Source organism: Streptomyces sp. NPDC054872, assembly GCF_053610705.1.
Genome location: NZ_JBSGYY010000004.1, coordinates 55,703 through 78,884, shown reverse-complemented (window position 1 = coordinate 78,884; position 23,182 = coordinate 55,703). Strand labels below are relative to the sequence as shown.

14 protein-coding genes are annotated in these 23,182 nt (G+C 71.5%); 4 read left to right on the top strand and 10 right to left on the bottom strand.

Going from position 1 to position 23,182, the window contains the following annotated elements; translation table 11 throughout:
- Positions 1–131 precede the first annotated feature (131 nt).
- Complete coding sequence (locus tag ACWGIH_RS06165; protein WP_453444106.1) at positions 132–2,471, bottom strand: ATP-dependent DNA helicase UvrD2; 2,340 nt, start codon at positions 2,469–2,471, stop codon at positions 132–134.
- Positions 2,472–2,498: 27 nt separating this feature from the next.
- Between ACWGIH_RS06165 and ACWGIH_RS06160 the strand changes: the two genes are divergently transcribed.
- Entirely contained in the window at positions 2,499–2,738 is a 240-nt protein-coding gene (locus ACWGIH_RS06160) for a mycoredoxin (RefSeq protein ID WP_344522160.1), read from the top strand.
- Here the strand turns inward: ACWGIH_RS06160 and nudC are convergent.
- From nudC to ACWGIH_RS06130, 6 genes are all read right to left on the bottom strand, one after another.
- Positions 2,735–3,682, bottom strand: a complete 948-nt coding sequence (gene nudC, locus ACWGIH_RS06155) for an NAD(+) diphosphatase (RefSeq protein ID WP_453444104.1) — start codon at positions 3,680–3,682, stop codon at positions 2,735–2,737. The genes ACWGIH_RS06160 and nudC overlap by 4 nt on opposite strands.
- A 57-nt stretch (positions 3,683–3,739) precedes the next feature.
- Positions 3,740–5,161, bottom strand: a complete 1,422-nt coding sequence (locus ACWGIH_RS06150) for a dipeptidase (protein ID WP_453444102.1) — start codon at positions 5,159–5,161, stop codon at positions 3,740–3,742.
- A 10-nt stretch (positions 5,162–5,171) separates the two neighbouring features.
- The gene (locus ACWGIH_RS06145) at positions 5,172–8,786 is read right to left on the bottom strand and encodes a UvrD-helicase domain-containing protein (RefSeq protein ID WP_453444100.1); all 3,615 of its coding nucleotides are present in this window, start codon (positions 8,784–8,786) and stop codon (positions 5,172–5,174) included.
- A gap of 81 nt (positions 8,787–8,867) precedes the next feature.
- Complete coding sequence (locus tag ACWGIH_RS06140; RefSeq protein WP_453444098.1) at positions 8,868–9,563, bottom strand: hypothetical protein; 696 nt, start codon at positions 9,561–9,563, stop codon at positions 8,868–8,870.
- 122 nt (positions 9,564–9,685) lie between these two features.
- Positions 9,686–13,129 (bottom strand): ATP-dependent helicase, encoded by a 3,444-nt coding sequence (locus tag ACWGIH_RS06135; protein ID WP_453444096.1) that lies wholly within the window; start codon positions 13,127–13,129, stop codon positions 9,686–9,688.
- 167 nt (positions 13,130–13,296) lie between these two features.
- The gene (locus ACWGIH_RS06130) at positions 13,297–13,737 is read right to left on the bottom strand and encodes an MGMT family protein (protein ID WP_453444094.1); all 441 of its coding nucleotides are present in this window, start codon (positions 13,735–13,737) and stop codon (positions 13,297–13,299) included.
- A gap of 161 nt (positions 13,738–13,898) precedes the next feature.
- Between ACWGIH_RS06130 and ACWGIH_RS06125 the strand changes: the two genes are divergently transcribed.
- From ACWGIH_RS06125 to ACWGIH_RS06115, 3 genes are all read left to right on the top strand, one after another.
- Positions 13,899–16,820 carry a lysylphosphatidylglycerol synthase domain-containing protein gene (locus tag ACWGIH_RS06125; protein WP_453444093.1) on the top strand — a complete coding sequence of 974 codons (2,922 nt, stop codon included), beginning with the start codon at positions 13,899–13,901 and terminating at the stop codon, positions 16,818–16,820.
- Between the two features lie 89 nt (positions 16,821–16,909).
- Complete coding sequence (locus ACWGIH_RS06120) at positions 16,910–18,454, top strand: alpha/beta hydrolase (RefSeq protein ID WP_453444092.1); 1,545 nt, start codon at positions 16,910–16,912, stop codon at positions 18,452–18,454.
- A gap of 109 nt (positions 18,455–18,563) precedes the next feature.
- Positions 18,564–20,129, top strand: coding sequence for an alpha/beta hydrolase (locus ACWGIH_RS06115; protein WP_453444090.1), 1,566 nt, complete (start codon positions 18,564–18,566; stop codon positions 20,127–20,129).
- Positions 20,130–20,217: 88 nt separating this feature from the next.
- On the opposite strand, the gene moeZ is transcribed toward ACWGIH_RS06115, so the two are convergent.
- From moeZ to ACWGIH_RS06100, 3 genes are all read right to left on the bottom strand, one after another.
- Positions 20,218–21,396, bottom strand: a complete 1,179-nt coding sequence (gene moeZ / locus ACWGIH_RS06110) for an adenylyltransferase/sulfurtransferase MoeZ (RefSeq protein WP_363209138.1) — start codon at positions 21,394–21,396, stop codon at positions 20,218–20,220.
- 63 nt (positions 21,397–21,459) lie between these two features.
- Entirely contained in the window at positions 21,460–22,209 is a 750-nt protein-coding gene (locus tag ACWGIH_RS06105; protein WP_453444088.1) for a spherulation-specific family 4 protein, read from the bottom strand.
- The gene (locus tag ACWGIH_RS06100; RefSeq protein WP_453444086.1) at positions 22,197–23,150 is read right to left on the bottom strand and encodes an NAD-dependent epimerase/dehydratase family protein; all 954 of its coding nucleotides are present in this window, start codon (positions 23,148–23,150) and stop codon (positions 22,197–22,199) included. The genes ACWGIH_RS06105 and ACWGIH_RS06100 overlap by 13 nt, the downstream gene beginning before the upstream one ends.
- Positions 23,151–23,182 lie beyond the last annotated feature (32 nt).

Genomic DNA, 23,182 nt, shown 5'->3' with positions numbered 1-23,182 from the left:
GGCCGGGACCGATCCTGCGGGCTATTAAGTACAGCACGGGGCGAGGGCTTCGGAGAAGCCGCCGTTCCCGTGCTTAAGAACCTATGGGTCTTCCTTGCGCATGCGCAAACTATTTTTTCGACGAGTTTGAATCAGTTGCCATCGGCGCCCCTTACACGTTCCTCACCTGCACAAATGGCGAGGACGTCAGATCCAAAGCGATTGAGCTTGCGCACGCCGACGCCCGGGATCCGGGCCAGCTCGCCCTCCTCGTCGGGTGAGGCCTCCGCGATGGCGATCAAGGTCTTGTCCGTGAACACGCAGTAAGCGGGCTGCCCGAGGAGCTCCGCCTGGCCCGAGCGCCACTCCCGCAGGCGTTCGTAGAGCCCTTCGTCCATGTCGGACGGGCAGTCCTCGCAGCGCATCAGTTTCATCTCGCCCGCTTCGGTCAGGGACCGCCCGCAGACCCGGCACCGGGCCGGGGACCTGCTCGTCCTGCGGCGGCTCCTGGCGCCACCGCCGGCCTCCCCGCCACCGCCGCCGTTGCCGCGCTCGACGCCACCGGGCCCGCCGCCCGCGGCACGCGCTCCGGCGCCCGCCCCCGAGCCCGGCCGCAACCCGTCCAGGAAGCGGCTGGGGCGGCGTCCCCCGCGGCCTCCCGGCGAACGCGACAGCGCCCAGGAGAGGGAGAGGTGGGCGCGGGCACGCGTGACGCCCACGTACAGGAGGCGGCGCTCCTCCTCCACCTGCTCGTCGGTCTTGGCGTACGTGATCGGCATCATGCCCTCGGCGAGACCGACCAGGAAGACGGCGTCCCACTCCAGGCCCTTGGCGGCGTGCAGCGAGGCAAGGGTGACGCCCTCCACGGTCGGGGCGTGCTGGGCGTTCGCGCGCTCGTCGAGCTCCCCCACGAGATCGGAGAGCGTCGCGCCGGGCTTGACCCGCGCGAAGTCCTCGGCGAGGCGCACCAGGGCGGCCAGGGACTCCCAGCGGTCGCGGGCCGCGCCGGAGCCCGCCGGGGGCTGGGTCGTCCAGCCCTTCGTGGAAAGGACGGCACGCACCTGCGAGGGCAGGTCGACGACGTCGTCGAGCAGGGAGTCGTTGCCCCCGAAGCGGGCCGCGCCGCGCAGCGCGGCGCCCGCCTCCCTGACCTCGGTGCGCTCGAAGAAGCGCTCGGCGCCCCGCAGCTGATAGGGCACCCCGGCGTCGGCGAGCGCTTGTTCGTAGATCTCGGACTGGGAGTTCGTGCGGAACAGGACGGCGATCTCGCTCGCCGGGACGCCGTCGGCGATGAGGGCACGGATGCGGCGGGCGGCGCCCTCGGCCTCGGCGGGCTCGTCCGCGTACTCCGTGTAGAAGGGCTCGGCTCCGGCGTCGCGCTGGGAGATCAGTTCGAGGCGGTGGTCCGCGGCGCGGCCGCGGGCCTGGGAGAGCAGGCCGTTGGCGAGGTGGACGACCTGGGGCGTGGAGCGGTAGTCCCTGACGAGCTTGACGACCGTCGCCCCCGGGTGGCGGGTGCGGAAGTTCAGCAGGTGGTCGGGGGTCGCGCCGGTGAAGGAGTAGATCGTCTGGCTGGCGTCGCCGACGACGCAGAGGCTGTCGCGGTCGCCGAGCCACAGCTCGAGGAGGCGCTGCTGGAGTGGGCTGACGTCCTGATATTCGTCGACCACGAAGTGCTGGTACTGGGCGCGGACCTGGTCGGCGATGTCGTGGCGGTCCTGGAGGATGCCGACGGCAAGGAGCAGGACGTCCTCGAAGTCGATGACGGAGCGGTCGCGCTTGAGGTCCTCGTACGCGCCGTAGATCTGGGCGATCTCGGCCGCGTCGCGGGGGATGAGGCGGCCGGACTTGGCGGCGGCGGCCGCGTAGTCGGCGGGGACGGTCTGGGTGACCTTGGACCACTCGATCTCGCTCGTCACGTCGCGCAGTTCGTTGCGGTCGAGGCGGATGCGGGACGAGGCCGCCGCGTCCGCGACGAGCTTGATCTTGCGGTCGACGATCCGGGGCAGCTGGCCACCGACGGCTTTCGGCCAGAAGAACTGGAGCTGGCGCAGGGCGGCGGAGTGGAACGTGCGGGCCTGGACCCCGGAGGCGCCGAGCTGGCGGAGGCGGCCGCGCATCTCGCCCGCCGCGCGGTTGGTGAACGTGACGGCGAGCACGCTGGCCGGCTGGAGGATTCCGGCGCGCACGCCGTAGGCGATCCGGTGTGTGATCGCCCGGGTCTTGCCCGTCCCGGCGCCCGCCAGGACACACACCGGCCCGTGCAGGGCGGTTGCCACCTCGCGCTGCTCGGGGTCGAGCCCGGCGAGCACCGCGTCGGCAGAGTCCGGGACCTGCGGGAAGAGGGTGGAGTGCGTTGCTGCTGTCACCCCGCCATGCTGCCAGGTCGCCGGAGGCGCGTGAGCCGGTTGTCCACAGGGAGGCCGGTGCGGTCGTACAAATACGGGAATGGTGGCCGGGTCGCGTACGTTCGAGTCTTTGCGATGACGCATGCCGAGCAACAAAGGAGCGCGAGACACATGCCGGGCACTGTGACGATGTACAGCACCACGTGGTGCGGCTACTGCCGCCGGCTCAAGGGCCAGATGGACCGCGAGGGCATCACGTACAACGAGATCAACATTGAGCACGACCCGGACTCCGCGGCCTTCGTCGAGAAGGCGAACGGCGGTAACCAGACGGTTCCCACCGTTCTCTTCCCGGACGGCTCGACGCTGACGAACCCGTCGCTGGCCCAGGTGAAGCAGAAGCTGGCCTAGCCGACGGTGCCCGGCTTCGGCAGGGGCTTTCCGTACCAGAGCTCGATCAGTCGGGCCGCAATCGAGATCCCGTAGGGAGGCAGGACCTCCCCGGACTCGAATGCGGCCCGCAGGTCTTCCCGGGAGAACCAGCGGGCCTCGGAGATCTCCTCGCCGTCCACGTTGATCTCGTACGACGTGGCGCTGGCCATGAAGCCCAGCATCAGGCTGGAGGGGAACGGCCAGGGCTGGCTCGCGACGTACTCGACGTCGCCGACCGTGACGCCGGCCTCCTCCCAGACCTCGCGCCGCACCGACGTCTCGATGGACTCGCCCGGCTCCACGAAGCCCGCGAGCGTCGAGAAGCGGCCCTCGGGCCAGTGCACCTGGCGGCCGAGGAGCGCGCGGTCCTGGTCGTCCGTCACGAGCATGATCACGGCCGGGTCCGTACGCGGGTAGTGCTCCGCGCCGCACGCCTGGCAGCGGCGGATGTGTCCTGCCGCCGCGATGACCGTGCGCTCGCCGCAGCGCGAGCAGAAGCGGTGCAGGCGCTGCCAGTTCTCCAGGGCGACGGCGTGCACCATCAGGCCCGCGTCACGGGGCGACAGAAGGAGCCCGGCCTCGCGCAGGCCCGCGGGGCGCGCCTGCTGGTCCATGCGGCCCGGCAGGGAGTCCTTCTGCAGTGCGAAGTAGCTGACGCCGTCGTCGTCCGTGCCCAGGAAGTAGCGGTGGGCCTCGGTGAGGGGCGCCTCGAAGGTCGGCGTCATCACCAGTTCGGTGCTGCCGTCCGGTGTCTCGTCGATGAGTACCTGGCCGCCGGAGACCACGAAGACCCGTGTCGTGGGGTGGCTCCAGGCGGCGGCGAGCCAGGCCTCGTCGAGGCGGTGGTGGGCTGCGCGATCGATGCCGCTCGGTGCGGTGAGCGAGACGGGACGGTCAGCGGTGCGGTCGGTCCAGGTGGTCACAGGTGCTTCCAACTCCCCCGATGGAATGGGTGGTGCGGCAAGGTCGACAAGGCGGACTCAGTGTGCATCGCGCCAGTGCTCGGCGAGATCGCCCCACAGGTAGGCCGTCGTCTCGACTCCCTTGAGGAGCAGATCGAGTTCGACCTTCTCGTTCGGCGCGTGCCAGCCGTCGGACGGCACGGAGATGCCGAGGAAGAGCACGGGGGCGGCGAGTACGTCCTGGAGGTCGGCCGCCGGTCCCGAACCGCCCTCTCGGGTGAAGCGGATCGGCTGTTCGAAGGCCTGGCCCATCGCCCGTACGACGGACTGCAGGGCGGGGTGGTCGAGCGGCGTCAGGCACGGGCGCGTGGCGGCGCCGAAGGTGATCGTGTGGCTGATTCCGTTCGGCAGCCGGTCGGCGACCCAGGTGCGTACGGCCTCTTCGACGCGGTCCGGGTCCTGGCCCGCGACGAGGCGGAAGGAGAGCTTCAGGAAGGCGGACGACGGGACGATCGTCTTGCCGCCCGGCCCTTGATAGCCGCCGCCGATGCCGTTCACCTCGGCGGTGGGGCGGGCCCAGATGCGCTCCAGGGTGGTGTGGCCCGCCTCCCCGTGGGTCGCGTGGGACTTGGCCGTGCGCAGCCAGCGCTCCTCGTCGAAGGGCAGCTCGGCGAAGAGTTCGCGCTCACGGTCGGTGAGTTCGGTGATGCCTTCGTAGAAGCCGGGAACGGCCACGCGCGCGTGCTCGTCGTGCAGCGCCGCGACGAGGCGGGCGGCAGCGGTCGCCGGGTTCGGGACGGCGCCGCCGAAGGAGCCCGAGTGGATGTCCTGGTCGGGGCCGCGCAGCTCGATCTCGCAGTCGGCGAGGCCGCGCATGCCTGTGCACACCGTGGGGGTGTCCTCCGCCCACATGCCGGTGTCCGAGACGATCACCGCGTCCGCCGCGATGCGCTCCTTGTGCTCCTCGATCAGCGCGCGGAAGTGCGGGGAGCCCGACTCCTCCTCGCCCTCGATCAGGAGCTTCAGGTTCACGGCGGGGGCGGTGCGGCCGGTGGCGGCGAGGTGGGCGCGGACGCCGAGTGTGTGGAAGAACACCTGGCCCTTGTCGTCGGCCGCCCCGCGCGCGTAGAGGCGGTTGCCCTGGACGACGGGCTCGAAGGGGTCGGTGTGCCAGCCGTCCTCGCGGGCCGCGGGCTGCACGTCGTGGTGGCCGTAGACCAGGATCGTGGGGGCCTGCGGGTCGCCTGAGGGCCACTCGGCGAAGACGGCGGGAGCGCCGGCCGTCTGCCAGACCTCGGCGGTCGGGAAGCCGGTCTCCTTGAGCTGTGCGGCAAGCCAGTCCGCGCTGCGCCGCACGTCCGGTGCGTGGTCGGGCTGTGCCGACACCGAGGGGATGCGCAGCCACTCGGCGAGGTCGTCGAGGAAGGCGGCACGGTGGGACTGAATGTACGTACGAACGGCGCTGACGCCACTGACGTCACTGTCAACGGACTGGCTCATGGTCACGAGCCTAGCCGCCCCCGGGAGCCGGATCGTCCGGTGGTTCGTCACCCGGCTGCCCGTCCGGTTCCGCCAGCATGATCCGCTCCAGTTCGGCCCGCCCGGGCAGGTGCGCGGGGCGCGACGTCTCGCCGCTGCGCACGTACAGGAACAACGCCTTCACGGACTCCGGGGGCACGTCGTGCAGCTCGGCCCAGGCCAGCCGGTAGACGGCGAGCTGGAGGGGGTCGGCGGTGCGGGTGCGGCTGGTCTTCCAGTCGACGATCTCGTACGTCACGTCGTCGCCGTCCACTTCCTTGTAGACCGCGTCGATCCGGCCGCGGACCACACGGCCGGCGAGCGTCAGCTGGAAGGGCACCTCGACGCGGTGCGGGGTGCGGTGGGCGTACTCGGTGCGCTCGAAGGCCTCCTTGAGCGCGTCCAGGTCGCGTTCGTCGGCGATCTCGGCCTCTCCGGGGCCGCCGCCCGGCAGGTCTTCGGGGCCGAGCAGCGGGAGGCGCAGCTCCTCGAAGCGCGTCTCGATCCAGGCGTGGAAGCGGGTGCCGCGCCGGGCCGCGGGCTGCGGCGGGCGTGGCATGGGGCGCGCGAGCTCCTGCGCGAAGCCCTCCGGGTCGGCGGCCAGGCGCAGCACTTCGGAGGCGGTGAGCGACGCCGGTACGGGGATGTCCCTGACTGCTTCACGCGCGCGCAGGAGTTCGCCGGTGAGGGCGTCCAGGTCGCGGTCCCAGGAGGCGAGCGTGCGGGCCTCCTCGGGGGTGAGGCGGGCGCGCTCCGGGGTGGCTTCGGGCTCTCGCGGCGGGGTGGCTTCGGGTTCCGGCGGGTGCGGGCGGGCCTCAGGCTCGGGCGCCTGGTGCGGGACGAGCGCCTGGTGCGGGTCTTCTTCGGTGCCGGTGGGGAGGTGCACGCGCGCGTGGGGCAGCGCGGGGCGTTCCTGGGGCAGGTCGTCCCACTCGTCCGGGGCGACGTCCGGGAAGCCGGCCTCGTCGAACGGCGGCTCTTCGTCCTCCGGGGGCGGCGGCCAGTCGGGGTCCTCCGAAGGAGGCACGTCGTCGTACGCCGACGGGTGGGGCTCCTCGTGCGAGCGGGCGTCGTCCTGCGTCCCCTCGACCGTCGGTTCCCCCGTCAGGCGGTCCAGCTGCGTGAGGACCGTCCGGGCGGCGGCCCTTCGGCGGGCGAGGGACGTGTCGTCCAGTGGGAGCGGCCACGCGTGCTCGGCGGCGCCTTCCGCCAGGGCGGGGTTCTCCTCGCCCTCCTCCGGTTCGTCGGCCCAGGCCTCGATCTCCCCGTGGCCCACCGCGCAGTGGTCGTACAGCGCCCGGAGGAAGTCCGACGGGCCGCGCGGCTTCTTCTGCGAGGGGCCCCACCAGTGGCCGGAGCCCAGGAGCAGCGAGCGGGGCCGGGTGAAGGTCACATAGCCGAGGCGGAGCTCCTCGGTGCGCTGGTGCTCCTTCATGTCCTCGTGGAAGGCCTTCATGGACCGGGAGTCCCATGCCTCTATGTCCGGCAGGGTCGCCGCGTCGCCGCGCAGTGCGTGCGGGACGACCTTGCCCTGGGCCGTCCACTTCTCGCGGCCCTGAGTGCTCGGGAACGTCCCGGTGACCAGGCCGGGGACAGCCACGACGTCCCACTCCAGGCCCTTCGACTTGTGAGCGGTGAGCACCTTGACCGTGTTCTCGCCGCCGGGCAGGGCGTTGTCCAGGCCCTTCTCGTACTGCGCGGCCGTCCGCAGGAAGGCGAGGAAGGCAAGCAGGCTCGCCCCGCTGTCGTTCGCGGCGAAGGACGCGGCGACGTCCAGGAAGTTCGAGAGCGTCTCGCGGCGGCGGGCCGCGAGGGCGTGCGGTGACGCGGAGAGTTCGACCTCGAGGCCCGTGACGGCGAGCACCCGGTGCAGCACGTCCATCAGCGGGTCGGCAAGCGAGCGGCGCAGATCGCGGAGTTCGGCCGCGAGGCGGGCGAACCGCACCCTCGCCTCCGGTGAGAAGGGCAACCCGTCGTCCTCGGTGTCCTCCTCAAAAGGCGTCTCAAGGAAGGTGTCGAGCGCGTCCGCGAGCGATATCACCTCGGCGGGGTCGACCCCCTCGACCGCTTCCGCGAGCCGCCGGTCCGGGTCGTCGTCCGGGGCCGCGTGCCCATGGCGTACGAGAAGGCGTGCGCGGCGGCCGAGGAGGGCGAGGTCGCGCGGGCCGATGCGCCAGCGCGGGCCGGTCAGCAGGCGCACCAGGGAGGCGTTGGCGCCCGGGTCCTGGAGCACCTCGCAGACGGCGACCAGGTCCGCGACTTCCGGGAGGTGCAGAAGCCCGGAGAGGCCGACGACCTCCACGGGGACGTCGCGGGCCACCAGCGCGCCCTGGATCTGCGCGAAGTCGGTGGCCGTGCGGCACAGGACCGCGATCTCGCCGGGGGCCTTCCCGGTGCGCACGAGGTGCGCGATGGAGTCGGCCATCCAGTCGATCTCCTCGGCGTGCGTGCGCAGCAGGGCGCAGCGCACCACGCCGTCGCGCTCGGCGCCGGGTGCGGGCCGCAGCGCCTCCACGCCCGCGTGCATGGCGCGCAGGGGCTCCGCGAGGCCGTTCGCGAGGTCCAGGAGGCGGCCGCCGCTGCGGCGGTTCTCGCTGAGGGAGTGGCGGGCCGCGGGGCGCCCGTCGGCGTGCGCGAAGTGCTCGGGGAAGTCGTCCAGGTTCGCCACGGACGCGCCGCGCCAGCCGTAGATCGCCTGGCAGGGGTCGCCGACCGCCGTCACGGGGTGGCCCGTGCCGCCTCCGAAGAGGCCCGCCAGGAGGATGCGCTGGGCCACCGAGGTGTCCTGGTACTCGTCGAGCAGGACGACCCGGAACTCCTCCCGCAGGATCTCGCCGACCTCCGCGCGGGTGCGGGCCAGCATCGCGGAGAGGGCGATCTGGTCGCCGAAGTCGAGGAGGTCGCGGGCGCTCTTCGCCTCCCTGTAGCGGCCGACGAGCTCGGCCAGTTCGAGCCGGGCGGCCGCCGTCTCCGGCACCTTGCGCAGGTCGGCGTTGGAGAGTTTGGCGCCCTCCAGGGCGTGCAGCAGCTCGGTGTCGTACGCGCGGAGCTTCTCGGGACGTACGAGGTGTTCGGCGAGCTCGCTGTCGAGCGCGAGGAGGTCGCTGACGAGGTCGGGGAAGGAACGGGTCAGCGCGGGATACGGGCCCGGTGCCTCGCGCAGCACGCGTGCGGCGAGCTGGAAGCGGGTGGCGTCGGCCAGCAGCCGGGCGGTGGGTTCGAGCCCTATGCGCAGCCCGTGGTCGGTCAGGAGGCGGCCCGCGAAGGCGTGGTACGTGGAGATGACCGGCTCGCCCGGAGGGTGGTCCGGGTCAAGCACCTCGGGGTCGGTGACCCCGGCCTTGATCAGCGCCTGGCGCACCCGCTCGGCGAGCTCGCCGGCCGCCTTGTTCGTGAACGTCAGGCCTAGAACCTGCTCGGGGGCGACCTGCCCGGTGCCCACCAGCCACACCACGCGGGCCGCCATCACCGTCGTCTTGCCCGACCCGGCTCCGGCCACGATCACCTGCGGGGCGGGCGGCGCGGTGATGCAGGCCGTCTGCTCCGGGGTGAACGGGATACCGAGGAGCTCTTTGAGCTGCTCGGGGTCGGTGAGGCGAGGTGACACGTCAGAGAGGCTAGCGGCGGCCACTGACAATCGGGGCCTGCCCGGTCGTCAGTGGCCGCTGTCACTCATGGCGTCAAGGTGTCAGGACTTCATGAGCTCTTCCATGTCCATGACGTCGCCCGGAGCCGGGGCCTTGACGGCGACGGGCTTGCCGTAGTCGGTGAAGTTCATCGTGCCCGGGTCTTCCTTGCCCGAGGTGACGATCTTCAGGAAGTACGGCTTGCCCTCGGCGGCGACGTAGAAGGTGGTCTTCTTGCCCGAGTCGTTCTTCGTGAGGACGGCCGCCTTCTTGCCGTCGACCTCGGAGTCCTTCTCGCGCTCGAGCTTCTTGAGCTCCTTCGACTGGAACATCGCGTCCGGGTCACAGACGCCGCCGTTCCCGCCGCTCGGCGCCTTGACCCACTTGTCCTTGAGGGCCGACGCCTTGCCGCTGCCGCCCATGGCCTTCTTCCAGTACGCCTCGTCACCCTTGATGTACTGGGTCTTGTCGGACACGAGCAGCTCGGCGGTGCCACCCGCGCCGCCGCCCACCTTGCCCTTGCAGTCACCGGACTTGGCGATCGAGAAGTCGACGTTGACCGTCTCGGTGCCCTGCTTGCCCTCGCCGGACACCCGGAAGGAGCCCGCGTCCTTGGACGCGTCGGCCGCCTTCTTGGCGATCTTGTCGGCGCTCATCCCCTCGAAGGGGTCCTTCTCCTCGCTGGAGCAGCCCGTGATGCCCACGAACGCGGCGGCGCAGACGACTGCCGCGGCCAGGATCTTCCGGTTGGCTGCCATGTGTGTTTCTCCTCAAAAGACGTTGAGCTTTGCCGCGACTTTAGATGGCCTGTGCGGCTGCTATGAACGCGTACAAAGAAGGGTGACGTTGGCCACTGGCGCCCCGGGGTGTCACTCTGGCGTCACTCCACGACCTGTCGGCCCTCCGGCCGCGCGCTGCACGAGGCGCGGAAGGCGCAGTGCGTGCAGTGCTGGCCCGTGGTGGGCGAGAAGCGTTCGTCGAGGACCTTGCCGGCCGCCGTGGCGAGCAGGTCGCCCACCCACTCCCCGGCGAGCGGCTCCTGCGCCTGCACCTTGGGGAAGCTCTCGCCGCCCTCCTTCTTGGCGGCGCCCTGGCGCAGCTGCACCAGTTCCGCGCCGCCCGCTTCGGGACGTACGCCTTCGAAGGCGTCGTCGACCGCACCCTCGCGCAGGGCGAGCTGGTAGACGGCGAGCTGCGGGTGGCGGGCCACTTCGGCGGCGGTGGGGGTCTGCTTGCCGGTCTTGAAGTCCACTACGTAGGCGCGGCCTTGCGCGTCCTGCTCGACGCGGTCCATGGAGCCGCGTACACGTACTTCGTAGGGCCCCGCTTCGAGGGTGACGTCGAAGTCGTGCTCGCTGCTGACGGGGGTGCGGCTCGCGCGGTCCATCACATGCCACTGCAGGAAACGTTCGAGCGCCACGCGCGCGTGCTCCTTCTCCTGCGCCGACTTCCATGGTGCGTCGAAGGCCAGCGCGTCCCAGACCGAGTCGAGGCGCTCCATGAGGACGGCGAGGTCGGCGGGTGTCCTGCCGGACGCGACCTCGTCGGCCAGGACGTGCACCACGTTGCCGAAGCCCTGGGCGGCGGTCGCGGGGGCGTCCGCCTTCACCTCGCGGCCGAGGAACCATTGCAGGGAGCAGGTGTTGGCGAGCTGGTCCAGGGCGCTTCCGGAGAGGACGACGGGCTTGTCGCGGTCCCGCAGGGGGACTTCGCTCGCCGTCGGCTCGTACATGCCCCACCAGCGGTACGGGTGCGCGGACGGCACCAGGGGGCGCCCGTCGGCATCACTCAGCGCGGCGAGCTTGGCCAGGCGGTGCGCGGCGGCCTCGCGCAGCGGTTCCGAGACCCGGGGGTCGACGGTGGTGGAGCGCAGCTCGGCGACGAGCGCGGAGACGGAGAGGGGGCGGCGCGGGCGGCCCGTGACGTCCTTGGGCTCCACGCCGAGTTCGGTGAGGAAGCGGGAGGGCTGGTCGCCGTCGTCCGCGGGCGCCTTGACGGCGGTGACGACGAGGCGTTCGCGCGCGCGCGTGGCGGCCACGTAGAACAACCGGCGTTCTTCGGAGAGGAGCGCTCCGGGGGTGAGGGGCTCGGCGAGGCCGTCGCTTCCGATGCGGTCGGCCTCCAGGAGGGAGCCGCGGCGGCGCAGGTCGGGCCAGAGGCCTTCCTGGACACCGGCGACGACCACGAGCCGCCACTCGAGGCCCTTGGAACGGTGCGCGGTCATCAGACGTACGGCGTCGGGGCGTACGGCCCTGCGCATGAGGGTGTCCGCGGCGATGTCCTGTGCCTCGGTCTCCTCCAGGAAGTTGAGGGCGCCGCGCCCTCCGGTGCGTTCCTCGGCGCGCGAGGCGTACGCGAACAGGGCGCAGACCGCGTCGAGATCGCGGTCCGCGTTGCGCCCCGCGGCGCCTCCGCGTCGCGCGGTCCGCTCCAGGCGGCGCGGCCACGGCGTGCCGTCCCACAGCTCCCAGAGCGCCTCCTCGGCGGTGCCGCCGCCCGCGAGACGCTCACGCGCCTTGCGGAGCAGTGCGCCGAGCCGCTGGGCGCCCCGCGCGTACGCGGGGTCGTGCGCGACGAGCCGCTCCGGTTCGGCCAGCGCGCGCGCAAGGAGATCGTCGGAGGGCGGCGGAAGGTGATTGCCCGCGGCACGCTCCTCCGCGCGAAGGGCACGCCCCAGGCGGCGGAGATCGGCGGCGTCCATGCCGGCGAGGGGGGACGTGAGGAGGGTCAGGGCGGTCTCGGTGTCGAGCCAGGCGGGGGCCGTGGCTCGGGCTCCGGGCTCGGGCTCGGTATCGGTTTCGGGCTCGGTATCGGTCTCTGTATCGGCGTCGGCCCCCGGGTCCGCCTCCGGTGCCGGCTCCGGTGCCGGTTCCGGGTCCGCTTCCGGCTCCGGCTCCACCCCCGCAGGCGTCGCCTGCGACACCACCGCCGTCGCGACCACCCGCAGCGCCGTCAGAAGGGGCGTGACCGCCGGTTCGTGGCGCAGGGCGATGTCGTCGCCGTCGATGTCCAGGGGGACGCCGGCCGCGGTGAGGCTGCGGCGGACCGCGGGGATCGTGTGGGCTCCCGCGCGGACCAGGACCGCCATCTCACCCCACGGGACACCGTCCTCCAGGTGCGCGCGGCGCAGGATGTCCGCGATGTTGTCGAGTTCGGCGCCAGCCGTCGGGTAGGTGTACGTCTCCACGCGGCCGCCCTCCCTGACCGCGGCCAGCTCCCGGTGGGCCCGCACCTTGTCCGCGGGCAGCCTGGTGAGCGGCATGCGGCGGGTCAGCAGACGGGTGGCCTCCAGAAGGGCGGCGCCCGACCTGCGCGAGGTCGTCAGCACCTCCACCGGCGCCGCGGTGCCGTCCGCGCGCGGGAAGCGGTCGGGGAACTCCAGGATGCCGTTCACGTCGGCACCCCGGAAGGTGTAGATCGACTGGTCCGGGTCACCGAACGCGACGAGGGACCGCCCGCCCCCGGCGAGCGCGTGCAGCAGCCGCACCTGCGCCGGATCCGTGTCCTGGTACTCGTCCACGAACACCGCGTCGTACTGCGCGCCGAGCGCCCGCGCCACCTCGGGGCGCCGCGCGAGCAGCACCGCGCGGTGCACCAGTTCCGCGTAGTCGAGCACTCCTTGCATGTCGAGTACGTCCAGGTACTCCGCGAGGAACGCCGCCGCCGCGCCCCAGTCCGGGCGCCCCGCGCGGCGGGCGAAGGCATCCAGGGCGTCGGGGCCGAGGCCCAGTTCACGGCTCCGGGCGAGCACCGCGCGCACCTCGTCGGCGAAGCCGCGCGTGGTCAGGCAGGCGCGCAGCTCGTCCGGCCAGCGGACGTGGGAGCGGCCCTCCCCCGCCAGGTCGATCTGGCCCGCGAGGAGCTCGCGCACGGCCACGTCCTGTTCGGGGCCCGAGAGCAGCCGGAGCGGCTCGACGAACAGGTCGGCGTCCTGGTGGGCGCGGATGAGGGCGTAACAGAAGGAGTGGAAGGTCGTCGCCTGCGGGGCGTTGGCCGCTCCTATGCGCAGCGCCATGCGGTCGCGCAGTTCCACCGCGGCCTTGCGGCTGAAGGTGAGGACGAGGACCCGCTCCGGTTCCGTGCCCTTGGCGATCCGCGCGGCGACCGACTCCACGAGCGTCGTCGTCTTGCCGGTGCCGGGCCCCGCAAGGACGAGCAGCGGCCCTCCGGGGTGGTCAACCACCGCACGCTGCCGTGCGTCAAGACCAGGGGGGGCCACGCGGACCGGCGGGGTACGCACCAGCCGATAGGCACCCTGGGTCCCCTGTCGCGCCTGGAGGTGCGACGGGTGCCGGGTGTGCCGGGCGGAAGAAGTGGAGCTCACGTGGGTCGCCGGTCCTGGTGGGTGTACGTGGTGAAGAACGTCTGCGCGATGGCTGCGGGGTGAGAGAAATGCGTGCTGTCGACGCTACGCCAGCGGGCGTGCGGGACGCGTGGCTTCCCCCGTACGGGCCACCGGCCCCCCGCGACGCCGCGGGATGGCCGAAGCTGTCAGGTGTGAGCCTCCGGAGTCCGCGGGTGAGCGGCCTCGCCGCTTCCTGCCGCGTCGTCGCCCGCCGCCTTGCCGCCCCCGTGCGGACCGGCGCCGTCCCAGCGCGCCCGCCGCATGTCGAGGCGCGGCACATGGCCCTGAGCCGCGCGGCTCGCCTCGCGCAGCGGCGTGCCCTCCGCGCGGTAGTGGCTGATCGCACGCAGTTCGTGGCCGGGCAGGAGCACGCCGTCCGAGCGCACCACGCGCCACCACGGAACCGCCCCTCCGTAGAGCGCCATCACGCGGCCGACCTGCCGGGGGCCGCCCTCCTCCAGCCATTCGGCGACGTCCCCGTAGGTCATCACCCGTCCCGGAGGGATCAGCTCCGCGACCTCGAGGACCCGTTCCGCGTACTCCGGGTACTCCGGAAGCTCTTGCTCCGGTCCGCTCTCCTCGCTCATCCGGTCCATCCTGCCGTACCCCACCGACACAGTGAGCGGCCCGCGACAGAGTGTGCGGTACGAGACAAACTGGAGCTCGGTGAACACTTTGCGCCCCCGCATTGCACCCTGATGCCCCCCTCTGTCGGTGGGACATGCCACCATCGTGCGGGCGGTGACTGGTGATACGAGATCAAGAAGAGGCGACGGAGCAGCAGGACGTGCACCCCGATGAGACGGCGGGCACCCCTGCGGCCGAGGCGCACCCGGACACCGGTGGGCACTCCCTGAAGAAGCACGAGAAGTTCGAGAAGGACGGCGGGTCCGACCAAGTCGGGTCCGGGCCGTCGGGGGGCGGGCTTTCCGGAGGCGGGCCTTCCGGAGCCAGGTTTTCCGGAGGCGGGCTTTCCGGAGCCGAGCAGGACATCCACGACGCCTACGTGCCCGATGACTGCGCCGACGAAGAGGAAGCCCACACCGACCGTGTGGCCGGTGACGAACCGCTGCTCGCGGCGCGCGTACACCGTCCCTCCGACCTGATGCGGCTGCTCGTCGGCATCCTCGGGATCGCCGTCGTCCTCGCCATCGCCGCGTTCGCGCACGGCACGACGTCGGGCCTCGCCCAGGACATCGACAAGGGCACGGACCAGGCGCCCGACCTCCTGATCAAGTTCGCGGGTCTCACCGCGAGCATCGGCGTCCTGCTCGTGCCGGTCGCGTTCGCCATCGAGCGGCTGGTCAAACGGGACGGCCTGCGCATCGCCGACGGCGTCCTCGCGGCCGTCCTCGCCCACGGCGTCACGCTGGCCACCGACCTCTGGGTCGCCAAGGCCGCACCGGGGTCCATCCAGGAGGCGCTGACCCGGCCGTCCCCCGGCGATCTGCACGCGCTCACCGATCCCGTCCACGGCTATCTGGCCCCCGTCATCGCGTACATGACAGCCGTGGGGATGTCCCGCAGACCGCGCTGGCGCGTGGTCCTGTGGGTGGTGCTGCTGCTCGACGCCTTCACCATGCTGGTCACCGGCTACACGACGCCTTTCTCGATCATCCTGACCGTCCTCCTCGGCTGGAGCGTCGCCTACGGCACGCTGTACGCGGTCGGCTCACCGAACGTGCGGCCCACCGGCCAGACACTGCTCGCCGGTCTGCGGCACGTCGGCTTCCACCCGGTGAGCGCGGCCCGCGAGGACTCCCCCGACAGCGAGCACGGCGACCGGGGCCGCCGCTACTTCGTCACCCTGGAGGACGGCCCGCCCCTGGACGTCACGGTCATCGACCGCGAACAGCAGGCCCAGGGCTTCTTCTACCGCGTGTGGCGCAGACTCACGCTGCGCGGCATCACCCAGCGCCGCAGCCTCCAGTCGCTGCGCCAGGCCCTGGAGCAGGAGGCCCTCCTCGCGTACGCGGCGATCGCGGCCGGGGCCAACGCGCCCAAGCTGATCGCCACCTCCGAGCTCGGCCCCGACGCGGTGATCCTCGTCTACGAGCACACGGGCGGCCGCACCCTGGACTCCCTGCCGGACGACGTCATCACCGATGAACTGCTGTGCGACACCTGGCGGCAGGTGCAGGCGCTCCAGTCGCGGCGGATCGCGCACCGCAGGCTCGCCGGCGACGCCATTCTGGTGGATCGTTCCGGCACGGTGATCCTGACCGACCTCAGGGGCGGTGAGATCGCCGCGGGCGACCTGGTCCTGCGGATGGACATCGCCCAGCTCCTGACCGCTTTCGGGCTCCGCGTGGGCGCCGAACGCGCGGTCGCGACCGCCGTCGACGTGCTGGGCCCCGACTCGGTCGCCGACTGTCTGCCGCTGCTCCAGCCCATCGCGCTGACCCGCTCGACCCGCGGAACCCTGCGCAAGCTGGCCAGGGAGAGGTCCCAGCGCGAGCGCGAGGCGGTCCTCGAGGCCTCCCGCAAGGACAAGCTGGCCCGCGCGGCGGAGGCGAACGCGGACGCGGCGGCGGAAGCGCTGGAGACCGCCGAGGGGGGCGCCAAGGGCCCCGACCGCAAGACCGTGCGCGCGGAGAAGCAGGCCGAGAAGCAGGCCGAGAAGCAGGCCATAGACGTAGCGCTCGACCAGGCCCGCGAGGAAGATCTGCTCACCCAGATCCGCCACCAGGTGCTGCTGATCCGGCCGCAGGCGCCCGTCGAACCCGCCCAACTGGAGCGGATCAGGCCGCGCACGCTCATCAGCTTCATCGCCGGTGCCATCGGCGCGTACTTCCTGCTCTCGCAGCTCACCCACGTCGACTTCAACACGATCGTCGGCGAGGCCGAGTGGGGCTGGGTCGCCGTGGCCGTGGCGTGCTCGGCGCTGAGCTACTTCGCGGCGGCGATGAGCCTCCTCGGCTTCGTGCCGGAGCGTGTGCCGTTCCTGCGGGCCGTGCAGGCGCAGGTCGCCGGGTCGTTCGTGAAGATCGTGGCGCCCGCCGCGGTGGGCGGCGTCGCGCTCAACACGCGCTTCCTGCAGCGCTCCGGAGTACGTTCCGGCCTCGCGGTGGCGAGCGTCGGCGCCTCGCAGCTCTTCGGGCTCGGCTCGCACATCATGCTGCTGATGATCTTCGGTTATGTGACCGGTACGGAGAAGACGCCTTCCCTGTCGCCGTCCCGGACCGTCATCGCCGGTCTCCTGTCGGTCGCGGTGCTCGTGCTCGTGGTGACCGCGATCCCGTTCCTGCGGAAGTTCGTCGTCACGCGCGTGCGGTCGCTGTTCGCGGGCGTCGTGCCGCGCATGCTCGACGTGCTGCAGCGTCCGCAGAAACTGCTCACCGGCATCGGCGGCATGCTGCTCCTGACGCTGACGTTCGTGCTCTGTCTCGACGCTTCGGTACGCGCCTTCAGCACCACGGAGATGAAGCCGCTGACCCTGGCCAGCGTCGCCGTGGTCTTCCTCGCCGGCAACGCGCTCGGCTCCGCGGCGCCCACGCCCGGCGGTGTCGGAGCGGTCGAGGCGACGCTCACCTTCGGTCTGATCGCGGTGGGCGTGCCCAAGGATGTCGCGGCACCCGCCGTGCTCCTGTTCCGCCTCCTCACCCTGTGGCTGCCGGTGCTTCCCGGGTGGCTGTTCTTCAACCACCTGACAAGGAAGGGCCTTCTCTAGAAGGCGGGGCCTTCCTTAAGAAGGAGGCCTGTTCACGGAAGGCCGAGCCAGCCGTGCGCCCCGTTCGCGCCCCCCGCAGGATGGGGAGCATGCCCAACCTCAAGGCGCGTGCCGCCGCCACTGTCGTCCTGCTGTCCGCAACCCTCGCGGCCTGTGGCTCGGACGACTCCAAGGACTCCGAGGACGAGAATCTCTCGGCCCAGGAGCTCAGCTGGAAGGACTGCCCCGCGCCCACCGCATCCGAGGGTGGCGGCGAGCCCCCGTCCCCGCTGCCCGGCGGCGCCACATGGCAGTGCGCCACCATGAAGGCCCCCCTCGACTGGGACAAGCCCAAGGGGGACACCCTCGACATCGCCTTGATCCGCGCCACGGCGAGCGGCAAGAAGGACCGGCGGATCGGCTCGCTCGTCTTCAACTTCGGCGGCCCCGGCGGCTCGGGCATCACCACGCTGCCCGCCTTCGGCGAGGACTACGCCAAGCTGCGCACTCGCTATGACCTGGTCAGCTTCGACCCGCGCGGCGTCGGCCGCAGCGCGGGCGTGCGGTGCGAGGACGACGAACAGCTCGACACGTACTTCCAGCAGGACTCCACGCCCGACGACGACACCGAGCAGAAGAAGCTCGTCGACAACGTGAAGGGCTTCAACGGAGCCTGCGAGAAGAACTCCGGCGAGATTCTCCCCCACGTACGCACCACCGACGCGGCCCGCGACATGGACCTGATGCGCCAGGTGCTCGGCGACGACAAGCTGCACTACTTCGGCATCTCGTACGGCACCGAACTCGGCGGCGTCTACGCGCACTTGTTCCCCAAGAAGGTGGGCCGTGCGGTCTTCGACGCCGTCGTCGACCCCACCGAGACGGCGGAGCAGGGCTCGCTCGGCCAGGCCGAGGGCTTCCAGCTCGCGCTCGACAACTACGCCGAGGACTGCACGTCGAAGGTCGCGGACTGCCCCGTCGGCGACACCGAGCAGGACGTCAAAGACAAGATCGCGCGGCTCCTCAAGGATCTGGACGCCAAGCCCCTGCCCGCCATCGCGCCGCGCGAACTGACCCAGACCGCCGCCACGAACGGCATCGCGCAGGCGCTGTACTCCAAGGACTTCTGGCCGTATCTCACCGAAGGCCTGGACGAGGCGTACGACGGCGACGGCAAGATCCTCATGGCGCTCTCCGACTCCATGAACGGCCGCAACCAGGACGGCACGTACAGCAACATCCAGGCCGCCAACATCTCCATCAACTGCGCGGACGACAAGGAGCGCTACACCCCGGAGTACGTCGAGCAGAAGCTCCCCGGGTTCCGGGAGGCGTCGCCGCTGTTCGGCGACTATCTGGCGTGGGGCATGGTCGGCTGCACCGACTGGGCGGTGGACGGCGCCGCCGACCACCCGGACGTCAGCGCGCAGGACGCGCCGCCCATCGTCGTCATCGGCAACACGGGTGACCCGGCCACCCCGTACGAGGGCGCGAAGAAGATGGCGGACGCGCTGGGCAAGGGCGTCGGCGTCGAGCTGACGTACAAGGGCCAGGGGCACGGCGCCTACGACAGCAAGAACAAGTGTGTGCGCGACGCGGTGAACGGCTATCTGCTGGACGGCACGGTGCCGAAGGAGGGCACGGTCTGCTCGTGAACGGGGCCGGCCGCTCGTGACGGGGCAAAGGCTGCCAGGCCCGCCAAAGGCGTTGTCAGCGGCCCCACCTACTATGGATTGACTGTCTTCCGAGGGGGGGAAGCGCTCCATGCCGCGTTTCGTACGGTCAGCAGCGGTGGCCGCCGCAGGGGTTCTGGTGGCGGGGCTCGCCGTCGGCTGCGGTGGCTCCGACGGGGGCGGGGGCAAGGACGACGCGAAGCCCGCCCCGACCGGGCCCGAGCAGTCGCCGAAGCCCGACCCCTCCTCCACCCTGCCCGCCTCGCTCACCACCCAGAAACTCGCCTGGGGCGGCTGCAAGGCGACCGGCGGCGACCCCGCCCCCGGCTCCGAGTGGCAGTGCGCGACCCTCAAGGTCCCCCTGGACTACGCGAAGCCGGACGGCGAGACGATCGACGTCGCGCTGATCCGCGCCAGGTCCACCGGTGAGGGCAAGCGCATCGGCTCGCTCCTGTTCAACTTCGGCGGACCCGGCGGCTCCGGTGTCTCCATGCTGCCGTCGTTCTCGGACATGTACGACAAGCTGCGCGAGCGCTACGACCTGGTGAGCTTCGACCCGCGCGGGGTCGCGGGCAGCGAGGGCATCCGCTGCCGCAGCGACAAGGAGACGGAGGCCGCGGAGGCCGTCGACCTCACCCCGGACACCCCGGCCGAGGAAGCCGCGTACTTCAAGGACGCGGCCGACTTCGGCGCGGGCTGCGCCGACGACTCGGACAAGCTCCTCGGTCACGTCTCGACGGTCGAGGCCGCCCAGGACATGGACGTGATGCGCCAGGTCCTCGGCGACGAGAAGCTGCACTACATGGGCATCTCGTACGGCACCGAACTCGGCGGCACGTACGCCCACTTGTTCCCCAAGAAGGTCGGACGGCTCACCCTGGACGCCGTCGTCGACCCGAGCGCGGACTCGATGGGCCACGCCAAGAACCAGGCGCGGGGCTTCCAGCGTGCCCTGGAGAACTATCTGAAGTCCTCGGGCCAGGACCCGAAGGACGGCTCGCAGAAGATAGTGCGCCTCCTCAAGCGCCTCGACGCCGAGCCGCTGCCCGGATCCGGCGACCGCGAGCTGACCCAGTCCCTGGCCCTCACCGGCATCACGGTCACCCTCTACAGCCAGCAGACCTGGCCCGCCCTGACCCGCGGCCTGGAGCAGGCCGAGAAGGGCGACGGCTCGGCCCTGCTGCAGCTGGCCGACACCTACAACGAACGGGACGCCTCCGGGCGTTACAGCACGCAGAGCCACTCACAGCGCTCGATCGCGTGCCGGGACGACAAGACGCGGACGACGCCCGCGCAGGCGAAGGCGCAGCTGGCCGACTTCCGCGAGATATCGCCCGTCTTCGGCGAGTTCATGGGCTGGGACACGGCCGGCTGGTGCCACAAGTGGCCGGTGGCCGGGCTGCACGACTCCCCCGACGTGAGCGCCGACGGCGCGGCGCCGGTCCTGGTCGTCGGCAACACCGGAGACCCGGCGACGCCGTACGAAGGCGCCCGCAGGATGGCGGCCGAGCTGGGCCGCGGTGTCGGCGTCGAGCTGACCTGGAAGGGCGAGGGGCACGGCGCGTACGGCATGGGGAGCGACTGCGTGGACGACACGGTCAACGCCTACCTGCTGGACGGAAAGCCCCCGCAGGACGGCAAGATCTGCGAGAACTGAGCCCCTGGCCCAACCGGCCCAGAACGAGCCGCATGCAAGATGGGCCCGCACCAAGAGGTGCGGGCCCATCTCCGTTCAGGCACTACGCCTAGTAGACCGGCTTCTCGGGCTCGATCTGGTTGACCCAGCCGATCACGCCGCCGCCCACGTGCACCGCGTCGCTGAAGCCCGCGGACTTCAGCACGGCGAGGACCTCCGCGGACCGGACACCCGTCTTGCAGTGCAAGACGATCTTCTTGTCCTGCGGAAGGCTCTCCAGGGCGGTGCCCATGAGGAACTCGTTCTTGGGGATCAGCTTGGCGCCGGGGATCGAGACGATCTCGTACTCGTTCTGCTCGCGTACGTCGATGATCTCGATCTTCTCGTCCGCGTCGATCCACTCCTTGAGCTGCTTGGGAGTGATCGTCGCGCCGAGCGCCGCCTCCTGGGCCTCGTCCGACACGACGCCGCAGAAGGCCTCGTAGTCGATGAGCTCGGTGACGGTGGCGTTCGGGCCGCAGACCGCGCAGTCGGGGTCCTTGCGGACCTTGACCTGGCGGTACTGCATCTCCAGGGCGTCGTAGATCATCAGGCGGCCGACCAGCGGGTCGCCCACGCCGGCCAGGACCTTGATCGCCTCGGTGACCTGGATGGAGCCGATCGACGCGCAGAGCACGCCGAGCACGCCGCCCTCGGCGCAGGACGGGACCATGCCGGGGGGCGGGGGCTCCGGGTAGAGGCAGCGGTAGCACGGACCGTGCTCGCTCCAGAAAACAGACGCCTGGCCGTCGAAGCGGTAGATCGAACCCCATACGTACGGCTTGTTGAGCAGCACGCAGGCGTCGTTGACCAGGTAGCGCGTGGCGAAGTTGTCCGTGCCGTCGACGATCAGGTCGTACTGGCTGAAGATGTCCATCACGTTCTCGGCCTCGAGCCGCTCTTCGTGGAGGATCACGTTCACGTACGGGTTGATGCCGAGGACGGAGTCCTTCGCCGAGGCCGCCTTCGAACGGCCGATGTCGGCCTGGCTGTGGATGATCTGGCGCTGCAGGTTCGACTCGTCGACCTCGTCGAACTCCACGATGCCCAGCGTGCCGACGCCCGCCGCGGCGAGGTACATCAGCGCCGGTGACCCGAGGCCGCCGGCGCCGACACAGAGCACCTTGGCGTTCTTCAGCCGCTTCTGCCCGTCCATCCCGACGTCGGGGATGATCAGGTGGCGGGAGTACCTGCGGACCTCGTCGACGGTGAGCTCAGATGCTGGCTCGACCAGGGGTGGCAGCGACACGGAGACTCCGTTGGTCGGTATGTGGAAACGGTTGTTCTGTCCGTAACACTGCCACGCCCCTCTTCATTCCGAGACACCCGTTCCGATGCGCGAGACGATTTCGTCCCAGTACCCGGGCATCGACTCCCAGGGCTCGTCCCCTCCCCCGCCGTCCACCCGGTCGGTGAAGTAGATCGTCGACGCGCCCTGCCAGCGTGCGATGCGCAGCGCCTCGTCGAGATGGCCGCGGGGCATGCCGTGCACGAAGTGGCAGAAGCGCTCGGGCGGATAGTCGGCGGTCCACTCGGCCACCTGTGACCAGCGGTAATCGCTCCAGGGGCCGGAGAACGTCACCAACTGGTCGGCGGATTCGGCGTATCCGGGATACGGGTGGGTGCCGTGCCCCAGGACGATGTGCGCGTCGTCACAGAGCGCCCGCAGCGTCGTGACCGTTCTGCGCACCTCCGGAAGCGCGGCGCGCTCCGTGGGGCAGCGGTCCAGGGAGAAGCCGTCGACCTGATACCAGTCGAGGTAGCGGTGCGCGTCGGAGATGAGCTCCCCGAAGCCGCGGGCGCCGTACGTCACGTCGAGGTGACCGAGAACACGTACGCCCGCGTTCCGCAGCCGCCCGGCGGCCTCCAGGCAGTGCGGGTCGGGCCGGTCCCCCGGGCCCCTGCTCACATTCAGGACGACCCAGTGCAAAGGGGCACCGGGGCGGGTGAGTTCGGACCATTCGGTGGGCGCGACGAGGGGGTGCGCGAACCCGGGGATGCCGAAGCCGAGACGTATGTCGGTGTGCGCGGTGCCTGTGCCGGTCCTTGTCAGATGCGGCATGCCGCCTCCATCCAGATGTCGGCGAGTGATTCCTCGAGGTTGATGCGGGGGCGCCAGCCGAGCCGGTCGCGCGCGGTGCGCACATCGGCCTGCTGCCAGCTTCCGCACCCGTCGGGGTAGGGATAGGCGGCCGGGCTCCCGTGGTCGGATTCGGCGCGGGGGTGCCCGATGGATTGCCGCAGGCCCACTTGGTCGAGCTCGTGCAGCGCTCCGCCGTACCCGGCGACGCGCGCCAGGACGGCCGCCGCGTCACGCAGCCGCACCGCCCGGCCCGCACCGATGTTGACGATCCCCTGGGCGGCGGAGAGCGAGGCGGCGTGCACGGCGCGCGCCACGTCGCGTACGTCGATGAAGTCCCGCTGGACCCCGAGCCCCCCGAGCTTGAGCTCGCCGTCACCGGCCTGCATCGCCCGCCGCATGGCCTCGGCGAGCCGCCCGAGCGGTGATCCGGCCGGAGTGCCGGGCCCGGCGGGCGAGAACACCCGCAGGACGACCGCGTCGAGACCGGACCCGAGGACCAGTTCGGTGGCCGCGAGCTTGCTGACGCCGTACGGCCCGCCCGGCCTGGGCACGGCGTCCTCGGCGGTGGACGAGCCCGGCTGGCTCGGCCCGTACTCGGCACCGCACCCCAGCTGCACGAGCCGCGCCCCGCATCCGCTGCGGCGCAGGGCCTCGCAGATCGTGGCGACGGCGACCGTGTTGTGCCGGGTCAGCTCGCGGGCGCCGCCACGGGTGGCGCCCGCGCAGTTGATCACGACGCCCGGGTGCACGGCGTCCAGGAAGCGGGTGAGCGCGCCGGGGCTGCCGCTCGCGAGGTCGAACCGTACGTCCGAGTCGTCGCCGCGGCCGAGCGCGGTGAGCTGCACCGCCGGGTCGGCGAGCAGCCGGTCGGCGACGAACCGGCCGAGATATCCGTTGGCTCCGATCAGCAGCACCCTCATCGGGCGGCTCCCGGATCGGATTCTCGGATGCT

Coding starts and splice junctions, on each gene's coding strand:
- ACWGIH_RS06165 (WP_453444106.1), bottom strand. CDS start 2,471: ATGCGTCATCGCAAAGACTCGAACGTACGCGACCCGGCCACCATTCCC.
- ACWGIH_RS06160 (WP_344522160.1), top strand. CDS start 2,499: ATGCCGGGCACTGTGACGATGTACAGCACCACGTGGTGCGGCTACTGC.
- ACWGIH_RS06150 (WP_453444102.1), bottom strand. CDS start 5,161: ATGAGCCAGTCCGTTGACAGTGACGTCAGTGGCGTCAGCGCCGTTCGT.
- ACWGIH_RS06140 (WP_453444098.1), bottom strand. CDS start 9,563: ATGGCAGCCAACCGGAAGATCCTGGCCGCGGCAGTCGTCTGCGCCGCC.
- ACWGIH_RS06130 (WP_453444094.1), bottom strand. CDS start 13,737: ATGAGCGAGGAGAGCGGACCGGAGCAAGAGCTTCCGGAGTACCCGGAG.
- ACWGIH_RS06120 (WP_453444092.1), top strand. CDS start 16,910: ATGCCCAACCTCAAGGCGCGTGCCGCCGCCACTGTCGTCCTGCTGTCC.
- ACWGIH_RS06115 (WP_453444090.1), top strand. CDS start 18,564: ATGCCGCGTTTCGTACGGTCAGCAGCGGTGGCCGCCGCAGGGGTTCTG.
- ACWGIH_RS06105 (WP_453444088.1), bottom strand. CDS start 22,209: ATGCCGCATCTGACAAGGACCGGCACAGGCACCGCGCACACCGACATA.
- ACWGIH_RS06100 (WP_453444086.1), bottom strand. CDS start 23,150: ATGAGGGTGCTGCTGATCGGAGCCAACGGATATCTCGGCCGGTTCGTC.